Annotated in this window: 2 protein-coding genes; both read right to left on the bottom strand. The window is 60.7% G+C overall.

What is annotated here, in order from left to right:
* Positions 1-105: 105 nt before the first annotated feature.
* On the bottom strand, positions 106-861 hold the full coding sequence (gene istB / locus ACSSVV_RS20840) for an IS21-like element ISSpu5 family helper ATPase IstB (protein ID WP_354449527.1): 756 nt from the start codon (positions 859-861) through the stop codon (positions 106-108).
* Positions 862-873: 12 nt separating this feature from the next.
* Positions 874-2,415 carry an IS21 family transposase gene (gene istA, locus ACSSVV_RS20835; RefSeq protein ID WP_354449528.1) on the bottom strand — a complete coding sequence of 514 codons (1,542 nt, stop codon included), beginning with the start codon at positions 2,413-2,415 and terminating at the stop codon, positions 874-876.
* Between the last annotated feature and the right edge of the window lie 186 nt (positions 2,416-2,601).

Genomic DNA, 2,601 nt, shown 5'->3' with positions numbered 1-2,601 from the left:
GTGCGTAAACCGCTGAAGGTTGCCACCCATTCCACGTGAAGCCTGCCACCCGGACCGGAGCAAGGCTGCCACCCATCGGAGCGTAGCGACGCGGGGTTTCTCTTCTTACTCCGAAGTCTCAGTGCCCGTCAACTTTGATTGCTGTTTTCGCATGGATTCGCCCCTCAGATTGATCTTGTAGGCGTTGTGAACGAGCCGGTCCAGGATGGCATCTGCTAGAGTGGCGTCGCCGATTACGCCATGCCATTCTTCGATGGGTAGTTGGCTGGTGGCAATGGTGGAGCGCCTGCCATGTCGGTCTTCCAGTACCTCCAGCAAGTCTCTTCGGTTCTCCGCACTCAGCTTCATCAGCCCCCAGTCATCCAGGATCAGCACATCCACTTTGGCGAGGTTGGTCAGCAGCTTGGCGTACTGGCCGTCGCCCTTGGCAATGGTCAGCTCCCGCAACAGTCGAGTCAGGCGCACGTACTGAGCGGTGTAGCCTTCGCGGCAGGCTTTGTGTGCTAAGGCACAGGCCAACCAGGTTTTGCCAACCCCGGTGGGGCCGGTGATGAGCACGTTCAGATGCTCTTTCACCCATTGGCAACCGGCCAAGGACTGAACCAACCCTTTGTCCAGACCGCGTGAGTGCCGGTAATCCAGGTCTTCGAGGATGGCCGTGTGTCGGAGTTTGGCCCGGCGCAACCGGCTGGTCATGCGACGGTTGTCACGTTCCGTCATCTCCCGATCCACGAGCAGTCCGAGACGCTCTTCGAAGCTCAGGTCGGTGATGTCGGGGGTGGCCGACTGATCCGCCAGGGCGGCGGCCATGCCGGTCAGTTTGAGGGCGTGGAGCTTGTCCAGTGTGGGATGTTTCAGCATGTCAGAGATCCTTCAGTGGTAGTAGGCGGGGCCACGGATGTTGTCGTGGGTGTCGGGCAAGGCCAGTTCCTGTTGCTCTTCCAGGGGCTGTTGATCCAGACGGTGTTTGAGGATGGATTCAATGCTCTTGTACCGGCAGCTGCCCAGCATCAGGGCGCGCTGGCAGGCGGCCTCCAGCCGCGACTCGCCGTAGCTCTGCCCCAACCGGAGAATGCCGAGGCACGAACGGTAAGCCTGCTGTGGGTGTTTACGGGCACCCAGTGCGGTGCGGATAAGCTTCTCCGTCGCCGGTCCGGTCTTGGCTGCCCAGCCGATCAGCCTTTCCGGCGACCACTCGCCAGCCTGGCGATGGGATTCGGGCATGTGCGCGGCGATGGTGGTGTGCCGTCCCTTCTGGTCGGAGCGCCGGTGGCTGGCGATCCGGTTGCCCCGGTAAAAGCATTCGATGGTGTTGTGGGTGATACGGACCTCCACCTCTTTATTGATCAGGGTGTAGGGCACTGAGTAATAGTGACCATCGATGGCCACGTGGTAGTCAACGTGGACCCGGGCTTTTTTCCACTCCGCGTAAACATAAGGCTCTGCGGGCAATGGCTGTAGCACCGGTTTGTCCAACTGTTCGAAGTGGGCGCGCCGGCAGCCGGGCAGCTTGCGGAAGGGTCGGGTGTTCAGCCTCTCCAGCAGCTCACGGATGGTGGCGTTGAGTTGCCCCAGTGAGAAGTGCTGGCGATGGCGCAATGCCGCCAGTATCCAGCGCTCGACGATCAGCACGCCCCCTTCCACCTTGGCCTTGTCCCGGGGTTTGCGGGCACGTGTGGGAACAATGGCGATCCCGTAATGGGCGGCCATGTCCTGATAGGTTGGGTTGAGGTCCGGCTCGTACCGGTGAGCCTTGGTAACACCCGATTTCAAATTGTCGGGGACCACTAACTCCGGCACTCCCTTCAGGTATTGGAAGGCCCGGGTGTGAGAGCCGATCCAGTCCGGCAATGTCTGGCTCCAGGTGGCTTCGGCGTAGGTGTAATTGGATGCGCCCATCACCGCCACAAAGACCTGTGCCTCGTGGATTTCTCCGGTGGTGCGGTCAATGATGGGCACGGTCTGGCCGGCATAGTCCACGAACAGCTTCTCACCGGCCCGATGGTCCTGGCGCATCACCAGATCCAGCTTGCCCCGCCAGGCCCGGTAGTGCTCGCAGAACCAGCTGTACTGATAACCATCCGGGTTGGCTTGCCGGTACTCCTGCCAGAGCAGGAACAGGGTGACATTCTTGCCCGTGAGTTCGTCGCGGATGTGTGACCAGTCGGGTATACCTCTGGCCTGCGCCGGCAGGTCCGGTGGTGGTGGGAACAGCAACTGCTCCAGATGGGCCTCGTCCAGATCCGCTGGCAACGGCCAGCTCAGACCGGCCTCAACAGTGCGGCGCAGGTATTCGCTCACGGTGGGACGACTAACGCCACAGGCCGCCGCAATCTGGCGGTTGCTCAGCCCTCGTTCCCATTTGAGACGAAGGACTTCTCTAATTTTACGCATGGATAACCTCTTCGCGGGCATCTGGCCTTCTCCGGATGAAAAGGATCAGAGTACCGTTAAGTTATCCCGCGCCGGACGATTTTAATGGCGGTTCAGGCAGCCTGCCGGGGTGGCAGCTTTGCCGTGGAATCAGTGGCAGCTTTCGCGTGGAATGGGTGGCAGGCTTCGTCTGGAATCAGTGGCAACCTTGGTCTGGAATACGCATTA

This window comes from Marinobacter sp. MBR-105 (genome assembly GCF_053628895.1).
This window is presented reverse-complemented; position numbering and strand designations above follow the sequence as displayed.